This is a genomic window from Syntrophobacter fumaroxidans MPOB (genome assembly GCF_000014965.1).
In the GTDB taxonomy this organism is placed as follows: Bacteria; Desulfobacterota; Syntrophobacteria; order Syntrophobacterales; family Syntrophobacteraceae; genus Syntrophobacter; species Syntrophobacter fumaroxidans.
Genome location: NC_008554.1, coordinates 3141792 through 3164234, shown reverse-complemented (window position 1 = coordinate 3164234; position 22443 = coordinate 3141792). Strand labels below are relative to the sequence as shown.

Annotated in this window: 17 protein-coding genes and 1 riboswitch; of the genes, 11 read left to right on the top strand and 6 right to left on the bottom strand. The window is 59.9% G+C overall.

The features are described 5' to 3' along the window. Positions 1-84: 84 nt before the first annotated feature. The 3 genes from SFUM_RS13260 (at position 85) to SFUM_RS13250 (ending at position 3819) form a co-directional block, all read left to right on the top strand. Positions 85-1020 (top strand): HpcH/HpaI aldolase/citrate lyase family protein, encoded by a 936-nt coding sequence (locus SFUM_RS13260; protein WP_041440527.1) that lies wholly within the window; start codon positions 85-87, stop codon positions 1018-1020. Positions 1021-1296: 276 nt separating this feature from the next. Then, positions 1297-2976, top strand: coding sequence for a sensor histidine kinase (locus tag SFUM_RS13255; protein WP_150109519.1), 1680 nt, complete (start codon positions 1297-1299; stop codon positions 2974-2976). A 192-nt stretch (positions 2977-3168) separates the two neighbouring features. Continuing rightward, a complete protein-coding gene (locus tag SFUM_RS13250) occupies positions 3169-3819 on the top strand; it encodes an MORN repeat-containing protein (protein WP_011699405.1) in 651 nt (216 codons plus the stop codon). A 176-nt stretch (positions 3820-3995) separates the two neighbouring features. Here the strand turns inward: SFUM_RS13250 and SFUM_RS23955 are convergent, their stop codons facing one another. From SFUM_RS23955 to SFUM_RS13215, 6 genes are all read right to left on the bottom strand, one after another. Further along, complete coding sequence (locus SFUM_RS23955; protein ID WP_153307217.1) at positions 3996-4430, bottom strand: type IV pilin protein; 435 nt, start codon at positions 4428-4430, stop codon at positions 3996-3998. Between the two features lie 149 nt (positions 4431-4579). After that, positions 4580-10420: a PA14 domain-containing protein gene (locus SFUM_RS21855; RefSeq protein ID WP_011699403.1), complete on the bottom strand. Its 5841-nt coding sequence runs from the start codon at positions 10418-10420 to the stop codon at positions 4580-4582. A 272-nt stretch (positions 10421-10692) separates the two neighbouring features. Beyond that, the gene (locus SFUM_RS13230) at positions 10693-11376 is read right to left on the bottom strand and encodes a pilus assembly PilX N-terminal domain-containing protein (RefSeq protein ID WP_167321350.1); all 684 of its coding nucleotides are present in this window, start codon (positions 11374-11376) and stop codon (positions 10693-10695) included. Positions 11377-11416: 40 nt separating this feature from the next. Then, complete coding sequence (locus SFUM_RS21850; RefSeq protein WP_049766374.1) at positions 11417-11893, bottom strand: type IV pilus modification PilV family protein; 477 nt, start codon at positions 11891-11893, stop codon at positions 11417-11419. Positions 11894-11910: 17 nt separating this feature from the next. Next, complete coding sequence (locus SFUM_RS13220; RefSeq protein WP_011699399.1) at positions 11911-12621, bottom strand: prepilin-type N-terminal cleavage/methylation domain-containing protein; 711 nt, start codon at positions 12619-12621, stop codon at positions 11911-11913. A gap of 143 nt (positions 12622-12764) precedes the next feature. Then, complete coding sequence (locus tag SFUM_RS13215; protein WP_011699398.1) at positions 12765-13322, bottom strand: GspH/FimT family pseudopilin; 558 nt, start codon at positions 13320-13322, stop codon at positions 12765-12767. Between the two features lie 261 nt (positions 13323-13583). After that, a riboswitch (cyclic di-GMP riboswitch) is annotated at positions 13584-13668 on the bottom strand. 848 nt (positions 13669-14516) lie between these two features. Here SFUM_RS13215 and SFUM_RS13205 point away from each other — a divergent pair. The 8 genes from SFUM_RS13205 to SFUM_RS13170 all read left to right on the top strand — a co-directional run bounded on the left by SFUM_RS13205 (position 14517) and on the right by SFUM_RS13170 (position 22430). After that, positions 14517-15059 carry a ferritin family protein gene (locus SFUM_RS13205; protein WP_041440519.1) on the top strand — a complete coding sequence of 181 codons (543 nt, stop codon included), beginning with the start codon at positions 14517-14519 and terminating at the stop codon, positions 15057-15059. Positions 15060-15479: 420 nt separating this feature from the next. Beyond that, complete coding sequence (locus SFUM_RS13200; protein WP_011699396.1) at positions 15480-17015, top strand: multiheme c-type cytochrome; 1536 nt, start codon at positions 15480-15482, stop codon at positions 17013-17015. Positions 17016-17259: 244 nt separating this feature from the next. Continuing rightward, the gene (locus SFUM_RS23360; RefSeq protein WP_167321349.1) at positions 17260-17856 is read left to right on the top strand and encodes a peroxiredoxin family protein; all 597 of its coding nucleotides are present in this window, start codon (positions 17260-17262) and stop codon (positions 17854-17856) included. Positions 17857-17860: 4 nt separating this feature from the next. Further along, entirely contained in the window at positions 17861-18466 is a 606-nt protein-coding gene (locus tag SFUM_RS13190) for a peroxiredoxin (protein WP_011699394.1), read from the top strand. Between the two features lie 106 nt (positions 18467-18572). Beyond that, positions 18573-18773: a hypothetical protein gene (locus SFUM_RS13185; RefSeq protein ID WP_041440515.1), complete on the top strand. Its 201-nt coding sequence runs from the start codon at positions 18573-18575 to the stop codon at positions 18771-18773. A gap of 76 nt (positions 18774-18849) precedes the next feature. Next, positions 18850-19053, top strand: a complete 204-nt coding sequence (locus SFUM_RS13180; RefSeq protein ID WP_041440513.1) for a hypothetical protein — start codon at positions 18850-18852, stop codon at positions 19051-19053. A gap of 146 nt (positions 19054-19199) precedes the next feature. Then, positions 19200-21254 carry a thioredoxin domain-containing protein gene (locus tag SFUM_RS13175; protein WP_011699393.1) on the top strand — a complete coding sequence of 685 codons (2055 nt, stop codon included), beginning with the start codon at positions 19200-19202 and terminating at the stop codon, positions 21252-21254. 312 nt (positions 21255-21566) lie between these two features. Then, positions 21567-22430, top strand: a complete 864-nt coding sequence (locus tag SFUM_RS13170) for a flavodoxin family protein (protein ID WP_011699392.1) — start codon at positions 21567-21569, stop codon at positions 22428-22430. Positions 22431-22443: the final 13 nt, after the last annotated feature.

The window sequence follows — 22443 nt, the reverse complement described above, 5'->3', positions numbered from 1 at the left end:
GCCCCGCCCTCGATTCCGGGCTCAATGTTCCTGCATCCGAACGGACTGAACACTCAATCGATGAGAGCATCAAAGGAGGTTGCAGTGGAAGAGTCGATCCGCCTGCGTCGTTCGATCATTTCGGTTCCGGCAAATCGTGAAAAAATGGTGGTCAAAGCGTTTTCCCTTCCCGTGGACGTCATCATGCTGGACCTTGAGGACAGCGTGCCGTTCCAGGAGAAGGACGAAGCCAGGAAAAGGGTGGTCGCCGCCTTTCGGGAACAGGACTGGAAGGGCAAAGTCCGCTCCTACCGCATCAACGGAATGGACACTCCCTTTGCCTACCGGGACATCATCGACGTCGTCGAAGAAGCGGGGGACTTCATCGACGTCATCGTGGTGCCCAAAGTCAACGATGCAAGCGAAATCAAGGCGATTGACTATCTTTTGACCCAGATCGAGATGCGGATGGGACGGACGCGGCGCATCGGCCTCGAAGCCTCCATCGAAACCGCCGAGGGGATGCTCCGGGCGGGTGAAATCGCCTTCAGCTCAACACGGCTCGAGACGCTCGTTTTCGGCGTTGCCGATTACAGCGCCTCTCTGACCATGATGAGCAAGGGGATCAGCGGGCACGGGGACAAGGAGGAATTTTACCCCGGGCACCGGTATCACTTTCCTCTGAGCATGATGGCCATGGCCGCGAAAGCGGCGGGACTGGCCGCCATCGACGCGCCTTACGGCGACTACCGCGATCCGGAAGGCCTGCGGCGCTCATGTATCCTCAGCGCCGCGCTCGGCTACGACGGAAAGTGGGTCATTCACCCGGACCAGGTTGAAATCATCAATCAAGTCTACACGCCTTCCCAGGAAGATGTCGAGCGTTCCCGGCGCATTTGTGAGGCCCATGAAGAGGCGAAACGGGCGGGATGCGGCTCTCTGGCCATAGACGGTAAGATGGTGGACGCAGCTTCCATAAGGGTCGCCAAGGGGATCAGCGTGCAATGGGAGCGGATCAAGAGCAGGTCGGAAGGCTCTTGATCGCGGGATAATCCTTCTGCGGACCTCGGCGTTTGCCGACGAGGCCCCGAGTTCGTTGTTTGCGGCGCGAGGTGACCCTCATTTCGCGGCGGGGTGTGAAATCCGGAGGGGATCGCTCCATTTCCGGTCGCCCCGGTGAAAGACACCGCACCGATTGGATCAAGGAGACTTCATCGCGTGCCGATATCCTGTTAGAATGAAAAGGTGGGTCGGCTGCGCGTTATTGTTGCGCAGTCGAAACGGCAGCGCCTGCTTTTCGGAAAATTGAAAAGGAAAATGAGAAAAGAAAAGACCGAAGCACTTCCCGGGCCGGATTACGCCCGGAGAGAACATTTGCGCCAGCATCACGAACTCCAGATCCTCTTCGACATCTCTTCCGCACTTCACTATTCACCGCACCTGCAGGACGTACTGCAGCGGGCACTCATGAGCATCCTCGGCACGCTGAAGTTCAAGATGGGGGCGATCTACCTTGCGCGGGAAACCTCCGACGAGCAATGGCTGCTCGAATTGGCCGCCCATCACGGTTTCTCAGCCACTCTGTTGAATTGCATCCAGTTTCTGTCGATACCCACCAACCTGATGGACAAATACCACCATCAGCAGCCGGTCCGCTGGTTCCCGGCCACCAAGATCACTTTCACCGCGCTGCGGGAGCGCATGGAAGAGGAGGGAATCGAGGAAATCATCTGCATTTCGCTGATGTCTCAAAAGAAGGTGCTCGGCCTGCTGTACGTGACCAATGACGGTGCCCTTCAGCTCAAGCCGGACCGGAGCGAATTTCTGACGACCATCGGCCAGCAGCTCGGCGTGTCCATTCAGAACGCCCAGTTGTTCGATTCGGTGGAGCGGGCCAAGAGCGAGCTCGAGATCAGCTTTGACGCCATCCAGCACAGCATCTTCCTGGTGGACCGGCGCATGAGAATATACCGGGTCAACAGGACGAGCGAGATGGTTTACGGCAAGGTGGAAGACCTTCTGGGGAAGAAGTACACGCAGATCCTTTACGGCAAGGACCAGCCCCACCTGGAATGCCCGATCTGGGCCTGCCTCTGGGGCGGGCAGCCGGTGCAGCGCGAAGGGCCGCATCCTCGCTGGGGAGGCTACTATCACTACTACGCGTTTCCGGTCTTCAATCCGACGGGTTCCCTCGAGCGAGTTGTCTACTACGAAAAAGACGCGACGGAAGCCCGCAAGCTGGAGCAACGGCTGCAGCAGACGGAACGGCTGAAGGCGCTGGGGACGCTGGCCGCCGGCATCGCCCACGAGATCCGCAACCCGTTGGCGACCATCAATTTCAACACCCAGATGCTGCAAAGGGAACTGCATCTCGACGCCGCGCAGCAGCAGATGTTCGATGACGTGTTGAAGGAAATCCGGAAGATGGACCGGATTGTTCAGCAGGTGCTGCATTTTGCACGGCCCAGGGAACCCCAGTTCCAGCCCAACCAGCTCAACGAAGTGGTCCGCTACTGCATGGACATGGCCAAGGCCTATCTTGTGAAGGCCAATGTGGTGGTCTGCCTCGACACGAGCGACGGTCTCCCGTCCGTGGTCATGGATTTCAGCCAGATATGCCAGGTGGTGATGAATGTGATCATCAACGCCATCGAGTCCATGCCCAATGGAGGAAACCTCACCGTCGCCACCGAACGCCAGGCTGACCCGCCTTCCCTGGTGCTGCAGGTGACCGATACGGGAACGGGCATCCTTGAAGAAGACAAAGACCGGATTTTTGATCCATTCTTCACTCGAAAACCCGAGGGGACGGGGATGGGGCTGAGCATTTCACGGCAGATCCTGGAGAAACACGGCGCCTTTGTCGACGTCGAGACCGAACCGGGAAAAGGCACGACCTTTCGAATCATCTTCCCCCTCAAACCCGTGGTCCCCCAGATAGAACCCGCCCCTGAGCCGGGCGACGCCATTATGGAGAGCAAGCCTGCGATCCAGTGAGCCCAAACGGGTTCCATTCGACGGAATCCCCTTCGGGACCACGCGCTCAATTGCCCTCAGAGGCGCCGGACCATTTAAGAAAAACCCCGGATCCTGCCGAACATACTGATGAGGCGGCAAACGGCGGAGTCTTTTCCTGCTCCGCGGGTGGAGCGCAGTGTTGGCTATAGACATTTTCAGGCGAGGTGGTTGATGAGGTATTGTCTTGCATTTCTTGTGGCTGTTTTCCTGCTTTTCCCCCCGACGTTGCGCGCGCAGTGCCTGGAGGGTGACTGCTCGGATGGGCGAGGTACGTTCAGAAGCCCCGACGGCGGAACGTATACGGGGCAGTTCAGAAACGAGTTGCCGCATGGACGAGGAAATTACGTCTCCCAAAATGGCGGCTATTACGAAGGAGAATTCCAGTTCGGTGAATTCATAAGCGGAACGGCAAGGTTCGTCACGAAAAACGGCGATCGATATGAAGGGGAATACAGCAACGGCAACATGAACGGCAAGGGAATTCTGTATGTCAAGAACGGTGACGTCTACCGCGGCGATTTTAAGAACGGGAGCCCCGAGGGAGACGGGAGTTACTCGTTTCAGGACGGGACCTATTCCCAGGGCAGGTTCAGCGGCGGCAAACTGAACGGCCCCGGGGTCTTCTTTCTGAAAGAAGGCACGCTCGATGCGGAGTTCAAGGACAACGACCCGGTCCGGGGCAAGTTCAAGTTCAAGGACGGCGCCGAATATGTGGGGGGATTCAAGAACGGCAAATTCGACGGCCACGGAACCATCACCCTTCCGGATGGAACGCAAATGGAAGGGGAGTTCAAGGAAGGCACCCTGGTGGAAAAGAAATAGAAACGATCCGCGGGCTGCATGAGTGGGCCGGGGGGGAAACCGCGGTCGGTGAGGTGGAACGCGGAGCACGGCGACAGGACAGAGGACAGGGGTATGGCATTCCATACCCCTGCTTTTCGTTCAGACATCCGGCACCCCATCCTTCCCCTCGCGGAAGAACGGGACGCTCGCGGCGACTATTTGAACAGCCAGGTGAACAGGGAAAATTTCGTGGCTGCCGGGTTGCTCACCGTCGGGTACCTCTCGGTGCCGGCAACCGTCAAGGTGAGAACGTCGCTCGCCCCGGTTGTCGGAATCGTTCGTCGCGCCGTAACCAGAATGGTGGTTGTGGTGACGACATAGCCTTTGCCGGCGTCGCTCGTGTACCAGGCGGTCTTGGATGGAGTGGCGCCGAAAGAATACAGACAACCGATGGTATTTGCGTAATGGTTGTTTTCGGCCCAGAAGGATTCCTGGTCCATCCTGGCGCGCAGCAGCGCTTCAACCGCCTCGGTCTGCCTCGCCCGGTTTTGATGGTTGATGTATGCCGGAGTCGCCACGGCGGCAAGTATGGCCACGATGGCGGTGACCACCATCAGCTCTACAAGAGTGAACCCAGGTTTTCCGTTCATCCCCATCCCTCTCCTCATTGGCTCTACGTGAAGTGATTCCCGTACTTCGGAACTATGTGTACACCGCCGGGGCGCCCTGCCCTCATCCCGAAGCGAACGCCTGCCGCTCCGGGACGAGGGCGCGGATCGACCCCGATCCATGCGGGGGCTTAGTACTGTGTCATCCATTCCTCCCACCCGGCCTTGCCGCTCTTCACCATGCCGGGGTTTGCCTCCTTGAGCTGGAGGATCGTGCCGGTACTCGTCTGGACGTAGACGTTCGAACCGTCTTCCCTCCCGGTATGGATGTTCGGCGTCAGGGTCAGGCCTTGTCCCAGGGAGACCTTCCTCAACACCTCAAACTTGTTGGTGCCGCCTTCGACGACAAAGTTGGTGCCGAGCCCGATGACGGATTCCGGATAGGCCGTGCCCGTGCCGTAATAACAGGCGTACAATACACTGGTTCCCTCGAACTTGCAGACGTTCGTCGAAGGCGTGTAGGTGGTGAACGTGAGAATGTCGCCCAGCAGGGTGGCCTGACCGAGGTTCCGTTCCCCGGTGAGAAAGGGCGACGTCGGGTTGACGAAATCGATCAACCAGCCCGATTTCGTGGCAACGAGGGACCTGAGCGCGTCGAAATTTGTCGCGCCCGTAACGCCCTGGACCGTGGAGCCTCCCTCGAAAACCTGCGCCTGGGTCACATCGAGCAAATCCCTGCGATCCACCGTGGCCCAGGTGAGAACGGGAGGATTGGTGCCGGTCGCCGGCTCCTTGATACCGTAGTAGGACATCATATTGTTGCTCGTGGCATCGGTGGCGTCCAACCGGTTGTAGAACCTGCCCGTTCCGAAGAACACCCAGCAGTTCTTGCTCGCGTCCTTGCCGATCGCGGGGGCGGCGACAATGGGCTGACCGTAACGATAGTCCTTCACCACCGCGCCGCCGCCATCGTACGTGATGATGTTGGACAGGTCGATAAGGACGCTGTTCTTGATCCAGGTGGCAGGATCCGGATCGTCGGCCGTTACGAGCCGTCGCAGCTTCCCGCCCCACGGAGGAGGCGAGGTCGGGATGGGGCCGGCTACCGGAGCCGTGACGAAGCCTCCCATTACGGTGCCGTAATAGATTGAATCCGCCTTGTAGTCGAGGTCGTAGTCCACGGCGATGGGATCGGAAATGAAGGAATACGTATCGAGGCTGGAGAACGGCTTCACCTGGCCGGCCAACGACAAGGCGTCGGTGGTTCCGTCGAGGGTCTGCATGGCCGTGGTCCCTTGCGCCAGGTTGTTGAGGCTCACCAGCACGATTTTGCCCGGCTGGTCGCTCGTGCCGTACGTGAGCGCCGTGTTGTCGGCGCCGGGGTTGCCGTCGGGCCCGCCGGCCCCGTGCGGTCCCGACCCGAGCACCAGGTACCAGTCGTTCAAAGTGGCCGTGGGGTTCTTGTCTTTCATTGTGAGCACGGCGGGATAACACGTCGTGAACCCGAGGGAATCATCCGAAATCTCCGCCAGGAGCTTCGGGGGAACCTCCGGATTCGTGATGTCCATGACGAAGAAGGACGATCTCATGATCCGGTCCGCGGGCGTGCTCGAGGTGCTGTAAGTGTTGTCGTGGTTCAGATCGGCCCGGATCTTGCCTCCCCCGAATCTCATTCCGACCACCATCACCGTTCCCCATCCGTTGGGATGGTCGGTATCCGCCGCGAAGATCTTGGCGTCGAAGATTCTTGGTTTCAAATCCACGTAGTTGACATGATATTCGGAAGTGTACGCCGCATCGGTCAGCCAGTAGAGATGCGGCAGCAGGTTATACGGAACATATGCCCACAGCTCGGTGCCCAGATCCCGGCCCGCATCGAGGCAAGGATCGGTAAGGCTCGAATTCCAGTCCAGGCAGAACTTCTTGTGTCTCGAGCTGTAGAAACCCGCGTTGAAGGCATGCAGCATGCCGTCGTTTCCTCCCGCGTAGATGACGATCCGCCTGTTCCGGTACTTGCGGTAGAAATCGATGTAGCTGGTGTCCTTGTAGAGAAGATCGAAATCTTCGGAGGGCGCCGCCACCACGGTCGGGGTGGAATACACGATGTCCCCGAGCCTCCAGGTTTCGGCGGTCCCGCTTTCGTCATAGTTGGATTGCCTGGGCCGCATCGCCGGGATGGTGTAGGCCGGAGACGTGGAGGACGTGTAGGCTGCCTGATCCTGGCCGCGGATGTAATTGATGATCCGCTTCGCCTGCTTCGACAGGAAATCCTGGTACGGGGTGCCGGCGGTCATGCTCACCGTCGGAACCCAGCCGGGCAAGGTCCCGAAAATCGGCTTGTACATGTGCAGGTAAGGTTTGATGATTTCCGAGTTGGCTTCGGTAAAATCGACGATTTCCGTGCTTTGCGGAATCATGTCGATGTTCCCGATGCTGTCCTTCCCGTCGATGAAGGTGAAGACGTACCGCTTGTTGCTGGTGTCGTCGTAGGAGCTGCGCTGGGTGATGATGTCGGAATCCGCGATGGCGTTCATCGTGGCGCTCGTCGACCACAGGTACGCGATGCACTGGCGCGATGCGATCGGCAGCGCCATTTCATCGGCCCGGCAGCCTCGCATGGTGCCGATGGTGATGGGACTGACGGTTTCGTCGGTGTCGAGCTGGCTGTTCCCATTGGCGTCGTTGTACTTGTAAACTATGTTGATGAATTCCGAGCTGAACTGCAGAATGTAGTCGCACAGGGGGTTGCCGCTCACGTCGTCGGGGCAGTTCGTCACGTCGAGCACGTGATTTCCGTTGGTGTCCTCCCTCATATTCCCATAGGAATCCACCATCATCGAGTGGATCTCGCCCACCCAGTTCACGGTGTTTCCGAGGTCGTCCTTGAATTCGGGATAAAAGAGCGCTTGGTAGATGGCGCCTTCACCGGAACGCGTGCTGGAGATGACCGACGCCGCAGTTCCCGCGGCGGCACGCCGCAGAATGTCGGAAAAGGAGCTGTTCAGCGCGTTTTCGAGCTTTAGCGGGCTTGTCACGTAAAAATAGGTGTCGGGCGTTCCGGTCTTCCCCTTGTCCCACTCCTGCTGGAGGTCGGGCACGTCATCGCCGTCGGCGTCCTCGAATCCTCCCCACTTGGCGGCATACCACAGGGGGGTCTTGATCAGGTCGGCCCCCGTGGCGCTGGGCTTGGGCTTGAACACGCCGGTCCAACTCGTCGTCAGCGCCGTCACGCCGGTATACCCCCTGTAATTCTGGTAGTCCAGCCAGTAGGACTGGTAGGTATTGTTGATGTCCTTGACCACGAGCCAGGGGCCGTCGGCATCGGTGCCGTCCGGATTGAGCGCTCCGGAGAGGGTGAATCCCGAATGCGTATCGAGACCCTGCGAGGAATACAGGCACCTCAGGTTGATGACCACCTGGGTGCCGAGCGCGGGATCGGAGACCGCGTTACCGGAGTCGTCGATGACCTGCCACTTGTAGACCACCAGGACGTCTTGGTCGAAGTCGTTCCCCTGCTCCGCATCCTCCCAGTTGATCATGAATTCCCCGGAAGTCATATTGGGGGCGAGATTGTTGAGGTAGAATCCCGCGTTCTGATTGGTCGGTTGGAACGCCCCCTGGGTCAAGGGGATGCCGTAACCGGTTCCCGTGGACTTCGCGAACGGGACCACGGTGATCTTCTTGTCTCCGACGGGGATCTCCAGGTTGGGATTGGGAGAGGACAGACCGATGGTGTAGGTCGTGACGCTCTGGCTGTCGGTCGTGGACGAAGTGATCTTGTTCCTGCGGCCGAAATGGGCGACGGCAGCGGAGTAGTAACCGCCTTCCTTCGTGGGCTCGTCGGGACAGAGCCCCCGGATGTTGCCGAACCCGCTGACCGTCTGGCCCGTGCATGCGCCGGTATAGCCCGCGGACGCCCCGCTCTGCCCGACGAAGTAATCATGGCCGTTGATGCCTTCCCCGGTCGAGATCGTGTTGGCCAGGTCGGTGACGTTGAGCGTTTCCGTTGCGCCGGTTGCGATGTTTTTGCCCGTCAGGGTCGAAGTGGGAGAGAAGCTCCCGAACGAGGCTCCCGGCAGGTCGTCCGTGTCGTAGGACGGGTAGATGTCGCTGATGACGACCATGAACGGCTTGGAGCAACTGGGCCGCGTCGCGTATGGATCCGACCAGTCCGTTTCCCGCGGCAGATTCATGGAGCTGTCGATCGTCGTACCCGTGCCGTAGTCGTAAGTGGTTGTCGGGGCGCCGTGACCCGCAAAATACCGCAGGGTCTCATACATCATCTCGGCGATGGGATTTCCCCACATGGTGCAGGCCCCGCTTCCGGCGCTTGCCTGGTATTCATCCAGCGGCTCGTCCACGATCAGGGGGCAGCATGCAGGTCCCGACGCGCCGTAATCGTAGCTGCTCCAGCTGTAGCCGTAAGTCTTGATGCGGTCGAGGGTCTTGATGATTCCCACCGTGCTGGTGAATACCCCGGTGGATGCATTGATTTCATTGGAAATCGAGGACACTTTCTTTCTGAGGACGCCTCCATGGAGGTTCTTGCTGTACGAGCCGGTCATGAGGCCGAAGAGGATGCGATCCGATGCTCCGAACCGCTGGAGGATGCCCACCGGCTTGTAGATGGGGCTCGCTTCGGTGCCGTACCTCTTGCAGTTGCTCTCGGGCGTGATCGTGCCGGAGTTGACGCCGACCTTGACCCGCACGCTGTAGTCGGTCAGCGCCGATGCGAGCAGGTTCATGCCGTAGACGGTATGGACGACGTTGGTGAGCCCGCATTGCGTCGCCGTGGAATAAGGAGGCACGATGGAAGCGACGGTGGTGGAGCCGGAGTCGGGCCCCTTCCAGAACAAGTAATAGCCCGCCGTCTCCGACGACTTGTGGGCATGATTGAATTCAATCGTGTAGTTCCCGGCCGCGAGAGTCACGGCGCTGGACGAATTCGCGGGGGCCGAGGGAGGAATGCCGGGCAGATCGTGCTCGCCGTACACGCCGACCCAGTTGACCCGCGTGGTGCCGCCGGAGTCCTTGATCCGGACCTCGACGCTGTCGTCCCCTTCCACTCCGAAGGTGTAGGATCCCGCTGTCTTGATGGTGAGCGTCGCGGTGAATTTGGAGAGGAAAACGTCGCTCTCATACATTTGGTCGGCTCCGGCGCAGGGGTTTCCTGTCCCGGCAATCGCCGCCGGTGTCGTTACGCATTCGAGATAAATGGGGGTAGTGGTCCCGCCCCATGTCGAGAACCGGCTTGTAAAGTCGGTGTGGCTGTTCGGGAGAGTGCCGGACGACGCCGAAGAAATCACCAGACTCGTGTCCGCCTCCGGGCGTTCCTTCGACACCCACTCATAGATGCGATGAAAATTATTGGGGAGAACGCGCAACGTCGGGTCACCCGCGGAGGACGGGGTGGTGTTTGCGAACAGGTGGCGGAAACCCGCGGTGGGGAGCGAAAGGGGAGTGTATTGCCTGATGTCGTAACCGTCGTGAGCGATGCTGCAGTATTCCTTGCCCCAGGAGTGCGTGTCCATCGGGAGCAGGACCCGCTCAAGCACGGTTTCCGTCGTGGTGTCCACCGCACGGTAGCCGCCGTAGAACACCTTTCTCATGCAGTCCATGCGCGACATGGTCAGGTAGTTGAGGAAGTTGCCGCTCCAGTGGGAACCGTCGCAGGTCCTGCCCGGCATGGTGGCGGGACCGAACGGATCGAAGCGCTTGGGTGAAGCGCTGGAGTTGTAGCTGTAGCATTTGTTGCTGTCGAAATATCCATAATACTCTATGCTCGGCTTGAAATGCGTCTCGATGATGCCGTCCGCGTCGAGATCGATGGCGTCGTTGTACGCCGGAAAGTATAGCTTGTGGTCCCGGCCCAGCACGAGCATGACCAGGGGGGAAGCGCCGGCCGTGACGAATGGAGGGATGAGACTGTAATCGCCCATCGTTTCCGCCCTGGCGACGTTCGGACAGAAAATCGTGCTCGAGAGGCAAATTGCCATCACCAGAATAATCGCAACGGTTGCTTTCTTAAACATCGGCTTTATCCCCATTGTTTTAGGAACAAATTGAAATCCGACACGTCGGAGGTCCCTCTGCGGGCAGCCCCCGCTGTCTCCACCGGAAACAGAATGATGACTTTGACGGTCTCCCCGGCGCGGGGAGCGCTTTTTTCCGTTCGGTGCGCACGAAGCGCACGAGGCAAGCGGATCAGGCGCCGATTGCGCGGCGGCCGGGCCCCGTCGAGATCATCCCCGGCATCGCCTGACGGCTCGCGATTACATTCCCGCAAACACTTCCGCCCTTGCCGTCACATGACGTGCCTCCAGTTGCAGGCTACCGTCGAATCGCTGTTGTCCATCGCCTGATGTCGCGATCGGATGGCGTAGACGATCCATGCCCCGCCGCCCGCCGAGCTCTTGCCCTTGCCTTCGTATCCGGCGATCATCTGGATCGCCCCGCCGGTCGAAAGGGACGTATCGCCGCCGAACTTCAACTGGGTGACGGGCACGCAATTGGACGGAGGATTGGGATCGGAACACGACTTCTGGCCCGAGACCAGTGTGGGCACCGTTTGGGTGCCGGTCGAATAATAGAAAACATCCCGCCAACCGTCGGTGTCCGTGCATCCCGTGGGGTTTGCAGCGGGATCGCAAGGACGGATGCGCGATCCGGGCGTCGCGTTCAGATAGAAACGTGTGGAATTGTCCGAGGCGGTGTTGTACCGGATGGCCACGTTGTCGAAGGCGCAGGGCTCCGAAGTGCAGTCCGTCTTCAGCCCTCTTTCCTCGATGGCTTCTTCCACCAGGACGATTCCCGTTTCGACGCCGCCGTCCGCCTGGAAGAAAGACGTCTTGTAGAGGCGGTCGTTCCGGGCGATCCGGGTCTCAACCCGGCTCGTCTGCGTCGTGCTGATGGCGATGACGGCCAACAGGCCGATCACGAGAATCGCGATGACCAGGGCCGAACCTTTTTCTTCCTTGAGCTTTTTCACGGTCATGTCTCCTGCTTCCGAATCCGCGACCTGACGGGAATCAGATGATGTCCGGCTTAACGCATTCCAGAGACACGGAATGCCAGCTCCTGTCTCCCCGCTGCCACCTGACGATGATCCGGATCCGCTTGGGGGAGGTCTCATCGTCGGACGAAACGAGCTTGAACGGATCCTTGGGAACGACGTTCCAATATATGTGGAACTTGCCCACCGTTGCGTTGCCGTCCGAAATGGGGTTGCCGCTCCCGTCGACGGTCTTGTCGATTCCGCTCACGCCGTCCCCGTTGTTGTCCTTCTGCCGGATGTCGCTGTTGTTGTACGGCAGGGACATGAGCAGCTCCATCCTGTCCTGGGCCAGGGTGATGGCCTGCGTCAGGTCGTTGGAGAAGGTGTTGCTCTGCACGCCGGCACTTTGCAGCCGATAGAGGGCGAGCACCCCGAATGCGAAAACCACCACCGCCGCCAGCACTTCGACCAGCGTGAATCCTTCACGGCGGCTCTGCGAGATTCTTCTCATGGTCTTGGTCCCTCCCGTTAGTTGCGCAACCACACGGTGGTGGTGAGCAGCCGGTGGCGGCGGTTTACCTCATCCGGGTCCGGGGCCGTCGCCGGAGTGAATATTACCGTGTTCTGCTGGTTCTTGTACTGGGTGGTGTCCTTGAAGCCTTTTTCCTTCGTTCCGGCCCTGACCACCATGGTGATCTGGACGGCCGTGATCGAGGCGAGCTGCGTGGACGATGTGAGCGGCAGCGCCAGCACGGCGCCGTTCCTGTCCAGGTAGACCAGGTCCAGGGCGACGACGTTGTCGGCGAGGAGGTAGCCGTAGGTGGACGGCGTCCCATCGCTGTAAGCGACGTTGTTTTCCCGCCTCTCAAGGCCGGCTGAGCTGCAGACGTAGGAAATGAGCTCCACTTTCGGGTCGGTCTTGACAGTGGGGGGCGTGATATTGCGGATGCCGTCCCCATCGTAGTCCGTGGCGAACGTGATCGAGCCGGCCGCCACCGCGTTGATGCCGAAAGTGCTTTCTATGGAGTGGGGGTTGTAGCCGGCCATGCGCAGGTCCCTCACCACGTACTCCATGCCGGCCCGCAGTTCCTGCTGGGTAGAAACGACCTGCTCCTGCGCGGTGTAAACCCTTTGCTGCGAGGAAAGGGTCTTGTACACCGCCGCAATGACCAGCCCGGACAATGCCAGCGCAACCATCAACTCGACCAGGGTGAAACCGTCTTTTTGTCTGCGAATCATGACTTGTGTCCCATCTCATCGAGACTTTAACCGTTGACCGTGCGGGGGAGAGAGAAACCCCTCTCCCGCCGGCGGCGGACCCACCGACCGGAAACGGCCCCGCATGCCGCCGGGGAGCCCAAGCCCTTCATTCCGCTCCCGATCTATTTCCAGGTCGTTCCCGTCCATCTCTGCACTCTGACCACACCCGAGGGCAGCACGCCCACGGCGTACACCGCCCCCTCATCGTTGGACAGATAGCAAAAACCCTGCTGACCGAAAATCGGGAGCCCTCGACCGTCAAAAGTAACGAGATTGCCGGGGAACGTGACGTCACTGCCGATGGTCCCCATGGAAGGAGGCGTGGAGACCCCGCCGCGGCCGAACTTAATGCCGTTCTTGTATGCGGCAAGGCTGACGTTCCCTTCCGGCGTGGTGTTGTCGGCGACAGTGTCCATTTTGCGGTCTACCCCGCTGCTCTGGAGTGCGTAGGCGTTGGTGCCGGTATCGAATGCCACCCCCCACTCCCTGTTTTCCTTGAGCGCATTTGCACGCGCTTTTTCCAGGCTCGATGCAAGGTCCCGCGCGGCCCCCTTCAGTCGGTAGTGCGCGAGCCAACTGCTCGTGCCGACGGTCTTCGCCAGGACGAGCCCGAAGAAGGCCAGCAGCGTAACGGTCACCATCAGCTCAACCAGGGTAAAACCTTCATTTTTCTTCCGCATGTCGATCACCGCTGTGCACCTGAAAGAAAAAAACGGATAATAATTCTCCTCCCGCCGCTCACCCTACATGAGAGCGTGACGGGAACCGATGACCTTCCCTTTATGATCCTTATCCCGGGATGCAAAGACCGCCGCAAGGTCGTGGTGCTGTATTCCGATGAGAAAAATGACCGAATGGCGAGGACGGCATCAGGGCACATCGTTCCGCTTTTTCCGATAATGATGTGCGATGCGCTGAAGAAGTCGTTCATACCGTGCTCGCTCGGCGGCTCTGCTGCCATATCCTTTTGGACTTAGGCCAGAAGCTTTGCGTCCCAGTCTTTCGAATAGTTTGCCTTTTCCAAACGATTGGCTCAATCGTAAGTGGCCAAAACAGGAAAAGCAAGCAAAAACATGCATCTCAAAGCAGTTTGAGACTTGGTTTGCAGAAAATTAATTTTCTTGTATTAACCAAGATAAACTGCACATCAACGATCTCCAGCCAAACTCCAATCAGCGCAAGCCACGACATATGATTCCGGCCTTCAACCAGGGGTTGCGAAACCCCGCGGGCCGTGAGGGCCATGCTCCGCATCCCCTTTCCTTAAGTCGGCCGGATCCCCGTCTTTCTTTAGAAAACGGCGAAACGGCGGACGGTCCCCCGGTCCGCGCGGGAACTCACACCGAGGTGCCTTCAGGGGCACGGAACGCCTGCCCGGCGGGAGGTGACGCGGGCCGGGATGAATCCTGCCCCTGCGGACCGATGTTCCGGCCGGACGCAGCAAAGAGAGGGCTCCATGCGCTCCGGTACGTATCACCATTTCGAACGCAAGTTCGGCTGAGGGGCAATCCCGCAAAGGCATGAGGCCGGGTTGGGTTTCTCCCCCGCGGCAAGCGATTCCATGTCCATCGTGTACCCGCTATTGAGTTTTGCTTCAAGCAATCTGATGGCAAACGGGAAAATAAAAATTTTCTTAATTTATAATGAAGGGTGGTGACAGATTAGATATACATTCTTAGATGAATATTATTATTTGTACGGAGGACGATTGATTGAAAAACAAAATTCCCCCAAGCGGACAGGTCCTGCCCGGCCATTGCGGCACAAGCTTCCCGGCCGGGTCCGGGCGGGCGCCGGAGACAGGCTGCGGGAGTCGGTTGCGCGACACGCCCTTTTGGGTTCAGGGAATGGGTCGCGACAGGAAGGAGTCGAAAATGGCACGCTTGGATGTGACGCGGGACATGTATTGCACTGCCCTGCAATTGAAGGAAAAAAAACGGGAGTTGTATGCGCAGGCGATGAAGACCTGCCCGGACCAGGTGGGCGTGGCGACGTTCAAGATGCTTCTCGATGCGGAAACCGAGCACATGGAAATCATCCGGAAAGCCTACGAAGAAGCGAAGGCGGGTCGGGCCGGCGGTGAGGTCTGCGGTTTGTCCGCCATCGACGCGGCGGGAAAGAAATCCCTGCTGCGAAAGATCGCCTCGGAAAAGCAAAAGGTCTCTCGGGCCTGTTTCGATGATGTGGCGGCCATTGAAGCCGGAATGCGCATGGAAGACGCGAGCATCTCCTTCTTCACCGGAACCCTCGATCGCGCCGCCGATGCGGACGAGCGCAGGTTCCTGGAGCGCCTCATCGAGGAAGAGCGCGAGCATTATCGGTTGCTGGCGGACCTGAAGTTCTACTACGTCGATCCCGAACACTGGTTCATGGAAACAAGCTCCACCGGGCTCGACGGGGCGGGCGCCTTCAGTTGATCGTTGCCGGGAGGGCATCATCCGGGGCGCTCCGGTGCCGCGGGGGATGCCCCGATTCCCGGAACTGTCGATCCCCGGACGAAAGCGACCGGGGAGAAGGGGTTTATCCTTTCCTGCCGCCATCTTTTAAGGTAAGTTTTATCCAACAGTTCCAAACCGTGCCGTTTGTGCCCGGCGCCGTGTGTTGCGGCCCGGGGGGCGCTTTTTACAGCCTGGCGCATCGAAGACGGGCACGGTCCCCACAGGGTCGAAATGTTCTTTCCCCGCTCGGAGCCGGAGCAGCGCCAAGGTTCGATCTCGCCCGTAGTTTGCGGGCATTTTTTGCATTCCCGGCCCCACGGGGGAGAGCGGCGCATGGACGGCTCCCGTTTTGTCGAGGGGATGGAGTCGGTTTCCCGGTGAGTGATGGAGGAGGGACAGATGGCTGGTTTTTTTGGAGGAAACCGGAGGACGATGAGCTTTGCGGCATGGGGTTGGTTTTTTTTGGGCATGTTGCCGACGCTCCTCGCGTTGGGGGGAGGAACAGGCGTCTGCGCCGAGTTGAGCGCCGATTCCCGGGCGTGCATGGAATGCCACGCAACGGTAACGCCCGGGATTGTGGCGGACTGGGAAAAATCCGCGCATGCGAGGGTCAGCCCGGCGGATGCCGCCGGGAAGGGAGCTCTGGAGCGGCGGGTCTCCTTCGAGAAGCTTCCCGACAAACTCGGCGGAAGCAGCGTGGGATGTGCCGAATGTCATACGCTGAATCCCGACGATCACAAAGACGGCATCGAACACCAGGGATATCCCGTCCATCCGGTGGTCAGTCCCGCGGACTGTGCGGTCTGCCACCCGGTGGAGCGGAACCAGTACAATGAAAACCTCATGGCCCATGCCTATGCCGACCTCACCGCGAACAGCCTCTACCGGGACCTCAAGGACTCCATCAACGGCGTGCAGGTCATGGAAAAGGGCAAACTGGCGGCCCGCCCCTCCGAGAGGACGACGGACGAGGATTCCTGCCTTGCCTGTCATGGAACGGTGGTGGAGGTCGCGGGTACAGTTTCTCGTTCCACGGAAATGGGGGACATGGAGTTCCCCGTGCTCACGGGCTGGCCGAACCAGGGAGTGGGGCGGATCAACCCCGACGGCAGCAAGGGGTGTTGTTCCTCCTGCCACACCCGCCATCAGTTTTCCATCGAAACGGCGCGAAAACCGGCGACCTGCTCGCAGTGTCACAAAGGACCGGACGTGCCCGCCTACAAGGTTTATTCGGTGAGCAAGCACGGCAACGTGTATGCCTCCGTGGAGAAGGAATGGAACTTCCACAACGTTCCCTGGACGGTCGGAAAGGATTTTACCGCTCCAACCTGCGCCGCCTGCCACATGAGCCTGGTCGTCAGCACGGATGGACAGGTGATTTCGCAGCGTTCGCACGGGGCCGCCGATCGCCTGCCGTGGCGGATATTCGGCCTCATCTACTCTCATGCCCATCCCAAATCCCCGGACACGAGCATCATCCGGAACGCGGAGGGGCTGCCTCTGCCGACCAGTCTTGACGGGAAGCCCGCGGCCGGGTTCCTGATCGATGCGGCGGAACAGGACAAGAGGAAGGCGAGGATGGAGAAGCTGTGTCTTTCCTGCCACAGCCGCGGATGGGTGGACGGCCACTGGGCGCGGTTCGTCGATACGTTGCGGGTCACGGACGCCATGACCCTGACGGCCACGCGGATGGTCATGACCGCGTGGGAAAAGGGATTGGCCAAAGGGCTCGCGCAAAAGGGCAACGTTTTTGACGAGGCCATCGAAAAGAAATGGGTGGAACAATGGTTATTCTATGCTAATTCAACCCGGTTTTCCGCGGCGATGAGCGGAGCGGACTACGGGGTGTTCGCCGATGGAAGGTGGAGCATGTCGAAGAACGTCAGGGACATGCAGGACTGGTTGGATTCAAGGACCGGCGGCGCCGGGAAGTAATACCGAGGGGCATTCGACATACACGACGCCTGCCCGGCGGGAGGTGACGCGAAAGGGGATAACCCCCGCCCCTGCGGAGCGATGTGCCCGTCAGAGGGTGCCGGAGGTGACGCGGGCGGGACAAACCCCGCACCTTGTATGGACCGATGTGCCCGTTAGACATACAAGGGGAGGGCTTCATGCCCTCCCGCCCGATGCTGCGGACTTGAACGCTGGTACAAGAGCCGATGGAAGGAGACGGGAGATGAATCAGAGAGGGTATGGAGCAGTGTGGCTCGTGATCTTGGCCATTGCCGCCGGCATGGCCTTTGTCCCCGATTGCCGGGCCGCGGGCGGCCCCCCCGGCGTGGGAGGGGTTTTGCCTGAGTTCGTATTGCCGCCGCCGCAGAGGATGGAGGAAGTCCAGTATCTGGGCCTCAAGGAAAAGGTTTCCTTCAAGATTCCGGAAACCCGGGCGGAAGTCGTGATCGTCGAAATCTTCAGCATGTACTGCCCGTTTTGTCAAAAAGAAGCTCCGGCGGTGAATCAGCTTTATCAAATCATTGCAAATCGGGCCGATTTGAAGGATAAAGTAAAGATCATCGGGATCGGCGCCGGCAATTCGCAGTTCGAAGTCAACGCCTTTCGAGACCTCTACCGGATCGCGTTCCCTCTCTTCCCCGATACGGATTTTTCCGTTCACAAACTGCTGGGAGAAGTGAGGACGCCCTATTTTATCGTGATCAGGATCAAGCCGGACAAAACCCATTCCGTCATATACTCCCAAGTGGGAGCCATCGGAGACCCCGGGCAGTTTCTCGAAAAGATTTTGAGCAAGCCCGCCCCGGGGAAAGGGGTGTGATGCCATGAAAAAGACAATGACCTCGCGCGTTGTCGCGCTCGTCGCCTGCTGTGCCTTACTGGGTTTGACGTCGAGCGCCCTCGGACTCTCGGAGCAGTTTCAGGGCAGGATATTCCAGGGGGGGAAATTGAAGCCCGTCGACAGCCAACCCAAGCTCAAAGTGGGGGACAAGGCTCCCGATTTCACGCTCCCTTCCCTTTCGGGGGAACCGGTTTCGCTGCACCAGTTTCTGGGGAAGAAGAACGTGGTCATCTCCTTCGTCCCGGCCGCCTGGACGCCGGTCTGTTCGGAGCAATGGCCGGGCTACAATATCGTGAAAGGCCTGTTCGAAGCCGCCGACGCGACGATCATCGGGATCACCACGGACAACATCGCCACGCTGTATGCGTGGACCGAACAGATGGGGGGTGTCTGGTTCCCGGTCCTGTCCGACTTCTGGCCTCACGGAGAGGTTGCCGGGAAATACGGGGTGCTTCGCTCCGGCGGGGTGTCCGAACGGGCGCTTTTCATCATCGATAAACAGGGAATCGTGCGGTACATCGACATCCATGACATCAACGAGCGGCCGAATCTGGAGACGCTCATCGGTGAACTGCAGAAAGTGAAATAGGCCGTCCAGAGCGTCCTCGCGGGTCGAGTCCGCCGTCGAGGGCGGATGTCCCGGCGGATGGCTGAGGGTGAGTTTCGAACCATCGGGTTCAGAGAGGTGAATGAGCATGGCGAAAAAGATCAGGCATGTCGTGAGAGGGCAGTGTCCCCAGTGTGCGTGCGGGGACGTATCGTTTGTTCCTTCGGAGGAGATGAGGGCGAAGTACGCCGGCCCGGATACGGAGATCGAGGTTTTGTGCCCGAGTTGCGGGACGAAGCACAAGGGCAGGTTGCACGTGGAAGAAGTGGAAGAGAAAGACCAGGGTTGAACCGATCGTTGCAGGACCGCGCGGAGGCGGGTCCCCGGCCGGGACCGCCCTGCAGCGGCTCTCAGGGAGGGGAAGGATGAGTACTCCAAGAAGTTGCCCGGGATGGGAGAGTTTCAAGAACCTGAGCTCGTTTGAATGCAAATGTCCCGAATGCGGGAAGACGCTCGAGATCTTCTCGGACGAATTCGACCGGCCGCGGATCTGCCCGGGATGCAAGAAAGAGGTCGATTTCAGCAAATGCGCCTTCGAGGGTTCCGCGGGGTCCAAGGCCCCGCGCTGATTTGCCCGTTCATTGCGACGTCATCTTTCGAGCTCTCCCTGTCCCGTATCCCTGTCCTGCTCTCGTGAGGAGCCTCCGGAAGGACAAGCCTCGCGGCCCTTCCGTGTCTCCGTGATCTTCGAATCGAACACGCCGGAGTCATGCTGATGCCAAATCGTCTGAGCGCGGAAAAGAGTCCCTATTTGCTGCAACATGCCGACAACCCGGTGGATTGGTACCCCTGGGGGGAGGAAGCCTTCAGGAAAGCCAAAGAGGAAGACAAACCCGTCTTCCTCTCCATCGGGTATGCCACCTGTCACTGGTGCCACGTCATGGAGCGGGAGTCGTTCGAGGACGAGGAGGTGGCGGCGCTGTTGAACGAGCACGTGGTGGCCGTCAAGGTCGACCGCGAAGAACGGCCGGATATCGATCAAATTTACATGACCGTGTGCCAGGCATTGCTCGGGAGCGGCGGGTGGCCTCTGTCCGTCTTCATGACACCGGAGAAGAACGCCTTCTTTGCGGGCAGTTATTTTCCCAAGCACGCCCGCCTGGGAATGGCCGGTTTCACGGATGTGATCCGGCGCATCGTGCACATGTGGAAAAATGACCGCGAACGGCTCCTGGAGGCCGGCAGGCAGATCACCGAGTCGATTCAGCCCAGGCCCGTGCAAACCGTCGGCTCCCTCCCCGGACCCGAGGTGTTGGAAGAGGCCTATAGCCGGCTCAGCCGGGCCTTCGACGCCACCTGGGGCGGTTTCGGTTCCAAACCGAAGTTCCCCACCCCCCACCATCTCACTTTTCTTCTCAGGTGGCACCGGAGAAATCCCTGGTCCGACGCCCTTGCCATTGTCGAGAAAACACTCGACGGCATGCGGGACGGCGGGATCTTCGACCAGGTCGGTTTCGGCTTTCACCGCTACTCCGTGGATGAAAAATGGCTTGTCCCCCACTTCGAGAAGATGCTCTACGACCAGGCCATGCTGGCCCTGGCCTACCTGGAGGCCTTCCAGGTAACGGGCAGGGAACGCCACGGCCGGGTTGCGCGCGAGATCTTCGAATACGTGCTGCGCGACATGACGGATCCGGACGGCGGTTTCTACTCGGCCGAAGACGCCGACAGCGAAGGGGTGGAAGGCCGTTTCTACGTCTGGACCCCGGCGGAGGTGAATGCCCTGCTGGGAAATGAAATCGGGGAAACGTTCTGCCGGTTCTTCGACATCACCCCGGAGGGCAACTTCGAGGACGGGCGGAGCATCCCGCACCTTGCGGAGCTCGCGGATTCCCTTTCCGACCGTGATGAGCCGGGAATCGGGGGTCTTGAGGACCTGCTCGAAAAGGGAAGGCGCCTGTTGTTCGAAGCCCGCCGGATGCGTGTGCACCCGCTGAAAGACGACAAGATCCTCACTTCCTGGAACGGGTTGATGATCGCCGCCCTGAGCAAAGGGTCCCGGGCGCTGGGAGACCGTTCATACGCCCTAGCCGCTTCACGCGCCGCGGATTTCATCCTCGACAGGATGCGAAGGGATTCCGGACGGCTCCATCGCCGCTACCGGAAAGGCGAAGCCGCGATCCATGCCTATGCGGACGATTACGCCTTCTTCATATGGGGGTTGATCGAGCTCTACGAGGCCGCCTTCGACGTGCGGTACCTTGAGGAGGCCGTGAAGCTCCAGGATCTCATGATCGACCTGTTCTGGGATGACGCCGAGGGGGGGTTCTTCTTTACCCCCAACGACGGGGAGAACCTCATCGTGCGCGAACGGGAAATATACGACGGCGCGGTGCCGTCGAGCAATTCAGCGGCGGCGCTGAACCTCCTGCGCCTCGGGCGCATGGTCGGCGCCGTGCGGTTCGAGGAGAAAGCGGACCGGCTGCTTCGTAGATTCTCCGAAACGGTTCGGGATTATCCTTCCGCTTACACCCAGTTTCTCCATGCCGTCGATTTCGCCGCCGGCCCGACCCGGGAAGTCGTGATCGCCGGGTCTCCCGACAACGCAACCACCGCCGAAATGATGAAGATCGTCGGGAGCGGTTTTGTGCCCAACACCGTGGTCCTCCTGCGCGGGACCCCGGAGAGCGGAGCCAGGCTGGCCGAGCTCGCCCCGTACACCGCGGGGCTCGTCGCTCCGGGCGGCAATCCGGCCGTCTACATCTGCGAAAAATTTGCCTGCACAAGTCCGATCACCGAAATCGAGGAACTGCGGGAAACCTTCGGTTGATCTCCTGTTCCGAGACTTTGCAGGGGAATCGGCACGAGGGGATGACGCGATTGTGGCGTGATTGAGGCGCGATTTTGGGCCGGATGGCGTGATTCCGGCGCACAATGCGTACGGCTCAGGTAGCGTGAAGCATGGCGTAAAGCCGCAAGGGAAGAGGATGCGGCACAAAGGGTTTGATGGCATCTATCTTGCATAGTAAATCGGGTGCAAGAGAAACCAACTCTTTCCTCCTCAAAAGCTAACCGGTCCTAGCCCCTCCGGTTGGCTTTTTTTTTGGAGGTTCGTTCACGCTAACCCCGCGAAGGATCGTCTATGAGCTCCTCTTCCATTCTGCTCGGCATCATCGGCTCACCCCGCAAGCACGGTAATTCGGAAATCCTCGTCAAGGAGATCTACCGGCAGCTGTCCGGCGATTGGGAGCTGCGATTGATGCGCCTGCCCGAGATGGATATCCGCCCCTGCCGAGCCTGCTATCAGTGCCTGTTCGGCGAGATGAAGTGCATTCAGGACGACGATTTCCACATTGCCCTGGACGCGTTGCTCGAGTGCAGCGCCTATGCGGTTGTTTCCCCCGCCTACCTGCTCGATGCCAATGCCGGGTTGAAGCGCTTCCTGGACAGGGGACTCGCCTTTTACGGACACGTGGCCGCGCTCTGGGGAAAGCCCGCCGTGGCCGCCGCAATTGCCGGCATCGAAGGGATGGAAGGGCGCACCAAGCTGGCCGTGGAGGGTTTCGTCAAGTTCACGATGGGGGATTTGCGCGGCTCGACGGTTCTCTACGGGGCGCTGCCCGGCGAAGTCCTGCTGGGGGAGAGAGGGAGGTCGGAGGCGAGGCGCCTGGCGCAGGCCATTGAAAAACCGGGGAAAGAGGAGCGCGTTGCCGGCGTTCCGGCGTGCTCGGTGTGCGGTGCCGACTCGTTCCGTTTTCTTCCGGACGGGCGCGTCCGGTGCCTGTTGTGCAGCAGCACCGGGTCCTGTGAATGGCGGGAGGGACGGCTCACGGTCGCGACGCAGCCGGGGGACCACCCGTTCTTCCACACGCGCGAGAGCGTCCTCGAGCACGCGGAATGGCTCCGGGGCATGAAAGACCGGTTCCTGCAGCGCAGAAAAGAACTGAAGGCCGTGGTTCAGGACTACGCGGGGGTTGGAACCTGGATCAAGCCCGACCGAAAATAGCCGTCCGTCGGAA